The following is a 5824-nucleotide window of genomic DNA, read 5'->3' on the forward strand; positions in this document are numbered from 1 at the left end:
TCAACACCCTGGGCACGGCCGACCTGAACAGCCTGACCACCAGCCAGTTCAGCAACCTGTCGTCCGCCCAGGCCGAGGCACTCACCACCAGCCAGCTCGGCAACCTGGTCACCGACAACCTCAACGCCCTGGGCACGGCGCAGTTCGCCGCGCTGGACTCCGACCAGTTCGGCGCACTGACCACCAGTCAGCTCGCCAAGCTGGAAACCGCCGACCTGCGCGCCATCACGACGGCCGCCCTGGCCGGCCTGGATTCCGACCAGTTCGCCGCCCTGTCGACCGACCACATCGTCGCGCTGAGCACCGCCCAGGTGCTGTCGCTGACGACCAGCCAGCTCGACGGCTTCTCGGCGGCCGACATGACGGCGATGAGTTCGACGCAGGTCTCGGTGCTGACGACGGAACAGGTGGCCTCGCTGTCGACTGACCAGATCGTGGCCATCGACGCCACAGACCTGGCCAAGCTGTCCACGGCCTCGCTGCGTGCCCTGACCGACACCCAGCTGGCAGCCCTGACGACTGATCAGCTGACCGGCCTGGCTGGCCGCGTCAATGTACTGACGACCAGCCAGATCAACCACCTGTCCACGGACGATCTGAACTCGTTCACGGCCTCGCAGTTCGGCGTCATGACCTCGAGCCAGGTCCAGTCCTTCAGCACCGACCAGATGAAGGCGCTGGAGACCGACGACCTGCGCGCCCTGACCACGGCCAACTTCGCGGCCCTGAGCAATGCGCAGATCGACGCGATCACCACGGCCCAGTTCACGACGCTGAAGGTGACCCAGATCACCGCGCTGACGACGGACCAGGCCGCCGCGCTGACGACCGACCAGGTCCATGCCATCACGACCGACCAGGTCGCCGGCCTGGAGACCCGCGACATCGCCGCCATGAGCATGGCCCAGCTGGACGCGTTGACCAACGCGGCCGTCGGCGAGATGAACGGCGCCCAGCTCGACGCCTACTTCTCCAAGACGCCGATCGTGCTCGACCTGGACGGCCACGGCATCAACACGCTGGCCGCCGCCCAGGGCGTCAACTTCGACCTGATCGGCTCCGGCCACGTGGACAAGGTCGGCTGGATTGCCGGCGGCGATGGCCTGCTCGTCATGGACCGCAACCTCGACGGCATCATCAACAACGGCAGCGAGCTCTTCGGCATGGGCACCATCCTGGCCAATGGCAAGCACGCCAAGGACGGCTATGCCGCCATGGCCGAGCAGGACAGCAACCATGACGGCAAGCTCGATGCACACGACGCCAACTGGAAGCAGCTGCAGGTCTGGGTCGACGCYAACCACGAYGGCAAGACCGACGCCGGCGARCTGAAGACGCTGGACGAGGTGGGTGTCGCCTCCATCGACCTGAACGCCGCCAAGGGTTCGGGCAGCGACCACGGCAACCTCATCGGCCTGGTCTCCAGCTACACGACGACCGACGGCGGCAAGCATGACGTGGCCGACGTCTGGTTCGCCAAGGACGTGCAGCCGCAAAAGGCCGACGACGGCAAGGATGCGACGGTCAGCCTGAGCGACCTGCTGACCGCGCCGGCCGACGCGCTCCTGGGGGCGCCATCCGTGGACCTGGCCAAGGTCGCCCTGCCGAGCGCCGACGCCCACCTCGCCGCCATCGACCGCAAGCTGGCCGAGGACGACGAGCACCGTCGCAACAACGGCGGCAACTGGATCTGAGCCTGATCTCCTGACGCCGGCACGCGGTGCCGGCCCATGCAGGCCCTGTGGAGCAATCCCAGGGCCTGTTTTTATGACGGGCCAAAGAAAACGGCCCCGCAGGGCCGTGCAGAAAACAGACGTGAGCCCTTCAGGGTCTGTCGTTCAGGAGCTCTTCGCACTCGACCTGAGCCGCCGCTGCGGCCTGGGCCGCCAGGCTGGGTGCCGCCACGGCAGCGCGTTCGCCGGCTTCGACAAAGGCGGCCGAGAACTGGCGCATGACATGGTCGACACCGCGCGGCGAGACCTCGCGCAGGTCGCCTTCGAGGTATTGCCCAAAGCTCTGGGCCGACGAGATGATCTCGAAGGAGGGGAAATAGTCGACGTCGTCATGCGCGTCCGCGAACCGCCCGGCGACTGCGCGCAGCACCGCCTTGGAATAGCTGGACGCGACGATGACCGGATGCGCCGTGGCCGTGGCCACCAGCGGCACCGGTGACACCGTGACGATCCAGCGCATGCCCGGGTTCACGCCGGCGACGAACTCGCGCACCCACTCCAGGTCGGCCAGGATCTCCGGGTAGTCGAAGTTGACGAAGCCATGCCGCTCGGCATCGAACTCGCCCGCCGCCGTGCCCGGGCAGACCGGGAAGACGACACCGCTGCCCTGCTCCACCCAGGCCTCGGTCAGGCCGAGCGTGAAGACGAAGACATCGCACTCGCTGAAAAGACGCCGCACCTGGGCCAGATGCCAGGTACGGTCGGCACGCAGGTCGGCCAGCGAGTCATAGCCGCCAGCCTGGACGCGCGGGCGCAGGGCGTCGAAGATGCGGCCCTTTTCGGTCAGCACCGGCGGGTCGCCCTCACGCAGGCCGAAGGCGAATTCGACGAGCTGGCGCAGCTGGCGCACCGTGTAGACATTGGCATAGCGGGCCGAGAACACGCCGTACTGCAGCTCGCGCGCCCGCTCGGGCGTGAGGCCCGCCGGCGCCTGCTCCACCACCCAATGGCTGAGGCCGAAGCTCTCCAGCCGCCGGGCCATGTGCTGGGCAAAGCAGGAACCAGCCGTCGCGATCTTCAGCGACGGGGTCAGCTTGAACTTGGTGTTCGGCTTGAAGTCGAGCTGGCCCCAGGCCTGGGCGCTGACGGTCTTGCGCCAGAACGCCTGGGGCGGCATTGCCTCATACGGATGGGACATTTGCCAGCACCTCTCGAATCTGTTGCGCCAGCTGCTCGGCATACAGCTCATTGCCATGCAGGCAGCCGCGCGCGAATTCGGCCTTCAGGCCGCCGTTCCCGGTCAGCGCGCCGGCGGGCGGCGCCAGGCTCACGACGCCCATCTGCGCCAGGCGCTGGTTCAGGTCGCCGTACATCAACCGGTAGATGCGCTGGCGCATCACAAAGGGCTTGATGCCGTGCACGGCGAACAGCTGTCCGAAGGCTTCGGGATTGGCCGTGATGTGCTCATGCGACTCCACCGGTGGCGGCGCCGGCACATGCACGATGCGTGCGCGCGGGAACTGCTGGCGCAGGGCCAGATGCGTCGTCCACAGCGGCTCGGCGATCTGGCGCACCCAGGCCAGTGCATCGGTGCGCGACATCCAGCGCCGGCCCGGCTCCATCCGGCCGTCGTCGCCCAGGAAGTCGGCATGCGAGGGGTCGTCGACGAGGGCGGCGATCGCGAACTCCTGGCCGCGCAGCAGCGAGAAGATGACCTCGGCTTCCTGAGGGATGTGACCGAGCACGCCCGTCAGCACGTCCGGGATGTAGAGCACGCCCTCCTTGAGCATCGGCGGCGGCCCGGCCACGGGGGTGTTGTAGAGCACATGCTCGCCACGCCAGCCAGGCGGGGCATCCAGCTCGATGGGCTCACGGAACGGCACGCCAGTCGACCAGACCGAGCGGTACTTGGCCGACGACACCGGCTCGATATAGCGGTCGATCAGGCCGAAAAGATGCGAGCTGCCGATGGCAACGAAAAGCCGTGGGGTCATGATGCTTGGGGCCGAGCATAGGGGAGGCGCGGCGCTTGCCCAGGGGGCAAAAGGGCAAGGAATGGGCCTCAGTTTCCCCCTCACGACGCCGGGCGTCGGTCGGATACTGCACCGGATAAGCTCAGGAGAGCACCATGATCCCCAAGACCCTGCACATCATCTGGGTCGGCGACGAATCCAAGCGACCGGACAACTGCATTGACACCTGGCGGGTTCACAACCCCGACTGGCAGCTCAAGGTCTGGGGCAACGCCGACCTGATGTCCTACGGCTGGTACAACGCCGACCACATCCGCGCCATGTCCGGCCGCGAACTCAACGGCGTGGCTGACATCATGCGCTGGGAGATCCTGTTCCGCGAAGGCGGCTTCGTCGTCGATGCCGACAGCATCTGCCGCCGCCCGCTGGAGCCCTGGCTGTTCGACTGCGAGGCCTGCGCCTGCTGGGAGAACGAGATCATCCGCCCCGGCCTGATCGCCGCCGGCTATGTCGCCTCCGAGCCGCAGAACCCCTTCTTCCGCCAGCTCATCCTGGACGTGAAGGAAAAGGCGACCGTCATCGACCGAATGGCCTGGCAAAGCGTCGGCCCGCTGTTCCTGACCGAGGCGCACCGCCGCTACAACTACATCAACTTGACGATCTGGCCCAGCCACTTCTTCATCCCGCAGCACTACTCCGGCATCCGCTACAGCGGCAAGGGCCCGGTCTTCGCCGACCAGGAATGGGGCAGCACACGCAAGAACTACGACGAGCTGCATACACGGAGCCTGGCATGAGCGAGACGACGATTTCCACCGACACGGACCGCGGCCCCAAGCCGGCCCTGTGCCAGCCCGAGGGCCTGCCGCCGGTGTCGGCGCTGGAGCGCGCCCACTCGCCCTATTTCGTGCACCGCATTCCGGTCAGCCGCAACCTGATGGGCCACCCCCGCGTGGCGGTGCTGCAGGAGATGTGCCGCGGCAAGCGCGTGCTGCACGTGGGCTGTGTCGACTGGCCCATCACCGACCTGAACCGCTCGCTGCACCTGCAGCTCGACAAGGTCTGCCAGCTCGACGGTTTCGACATCCACGACGAGGCCTTCCCGCACATGCTGCCGCACCTGAAAGGCCGGCTGTTCTCGTCCTGGGACGACATCAAGGACCCCTATGACCTCGTGCTGGTGCCCGAGGTGCTGGAGCATGTGCCCGACGTGAAGGGCTTCCTGGAGCAGCTGGACCGCGTCGGCGCCAAGGAATACGTCATCACGGTGCCCGACGCCTACAGCTGCTTCGCGCGGCACTTCGACTACCAGACCGAGGCCGAGACCTTCGTCGAGGTCGTGCACCCCGACCACAACTGCTGGTACACGCCCTACACGCTGGCCAACGTCATCCACAAGTACACGACGCTGGACCTGCAGGGCATCTGGTTCTTCAACAACATCTCGCTGCTGGCCATTGCGCGGCGCAAGGCCTGAGAGGGTCATGCAGCCCTTCTTCTCGGTCGTCATGGCCACGCACAACCGGCCGGCCACGCTGGCGCGGGCTATTCGCTCGCTGCGCGCCCAGACCTGCGCGGACTTCGAGATCCTGCTGGTCGCCGATGCGCTGGACGCCGAGACCGCCGCCGTCGTCGCCCGCGATCTGGGCCCGGCCGACAGCTTCCTCAAGCGCACCGGCGCCAACGGCCCCGCCGAGAGCCGCAACCAGGGCCTGGCCCTGGCGCGCGGCGAATGGGTCATCTTCCTGGATGACGACGACACCTTCGAGCCCCAGCATCTGGCCACGCTGAAGCCGCACTGCGAGCGCCCGGATGCGCAAGTCCTGTTCACCGACATCACCGTCGTCACCGAAGACCGCCAGCAGCCGGGCATCCCCGAGCTCGGCCGCCAGACCACGCCGCTCGCCGGGGCGGATGTCAACACGCTGTGGGTCAAGAACTTCATCCCCCTGCACTGCCTGGCCTACCGCCGCAGCCTGCTGCAAGGGCTGAGCTTCGACGCCCATCTCGCCTCGCAGGAAGACTGGGACTGGTTGCTAGGCGTCTGCTCGCGCGCAATGCCCGTGCACGTTGCGGGCGGTGGCGCCGTCATGCACAAGGACTATGTGAACCCTGGTGCCCGCCGCGGCCAGCAGGAGGCTTCCAACAACACCACCGTGGTGCTGGACTTCCTTCACG

Annotated in this window: 5 protein-coding genes and 1 pseudogene; 4 read left to right on the plus strand and 2 right to left on the minus strand. The window is 67.2% G+C overall.

From position 1 onward, the window contains the following. Positions 1–1694, plus strand: a pseudogene (locus AC1DU6_RS17890) (heme utilization protein); the annotation flags it as partial. A 130-nt stretch (positions 1695–1824) separates the two neighbouring features. On the opposite strand, the gene AC1DU6_RS17895 reads toward AC1DU6_RS17890, so the two are convergent. Together AC1DU6_RS17895 and AC1DU6_RS17900 are read right to left on the minus strand one after the other, a co-directional pair. Beyond that, positions 1825–2871 carry a GSCFA domain-containing protein gene (locus AC1DU6_RS17895; protein WP_457325830.1) on the minus strand — a complete coding sequence of 349 codons (1047 nt, stop codon included), beginning with the start codon at positions 2869–2871 and terminating at the stop codon, positions 1825–1827. After that, the gene (locus AC1DU6_RS17900) at positions 2855–3667 is read right to left on the minus strand and encodes a hypothetical protein (RefSeq protein ID WP_457325829.1); all 813 of its coding nucleotides are present in this window, start codon (positions 3665–3667) and stop codon (positions 2855–2857) included. Before AC1DU6_RS17900 ends, AC1DU6_RS17895 begins: the two co-directional genes overlap by 17 nt. A gap of 134 nt (positions 3668–3801) precedes the next feature. Between AC1DU6_RS17900 and AC1DU6_RS17905 the strand changes: the two genes are divergently transcribed. The 3 genes from AC1DU6_RS17905 to AC1DU6_RS17915 form a co-directional block, all read left to right on the plus strand. Next, positions 3802–4443, plus strand: coding sequence for a glycosyltransferase family 32 protein (locus tag AC1DU6_RS17905; RefSeq protein ID WP_056196558.1), 642 nt, complete (start codon positions 3802–3804; stop codon positions 4441–4443). Beyond that, complete coding sequence (locus tag AC1DU6_RS17910; RefSeq protein WP_056196555.1) at positions 4440–5123, plus strand: class I SAM-dependent methyltransferase; 684 nt, start codon at positions 4440–4442, stop codon at positions 5121–5123. Before AC1DU6_RS17905 ends, AC1DU6_RS17910 begins: the two co-directional genes overlap by 4 nt. 7 nt (positions 5124–5130) lie before the next feature. Next, positions 5131–5824, plus strand: a 694-nt coding sequence (locus AC1DU6_RS17915) for a glycosyltransferase family 2 protein (protein WP_477858666.1), incomplete at its 3' end; no start/stop codon positions are given.

The organism is Roseateles sp. P5_B10, assembly GCF_056400485.1.

Bases quoted from the DNA above. Each gene is read 5' to 3' on its own strand.
- AC1DU6_RS17910 (WP_056196555.1), top strand. From the start codon at position 4,440: ATGAGCGAGACGACGATTTCCACCGACACGGACCGCGGCCCCAAGCCG.
- AC1DU6_RS17905 (WP_056196558.1), top strand. From the start codon at position 3,802: ATGATCCCCAAGACCCTGCACATCATCTGGGTCGGCGACGAATCCAAG.
- AC1DU6_RS17900 (WP_457325829.1), bottom strand. From the start codon at position 3,667: ATGACCCCACGGCTTTTCGTTGCCATCGGCAGCTCGCATCTTTTCGGC.
- AC1DU6_RS17895 (WP_457325830.1), bottom strand. From the start codon at position 2,871: ATGTCCCATCCGTATGAGGCAATGCCGCCCCAGGCGTTCTGGCGCAAG.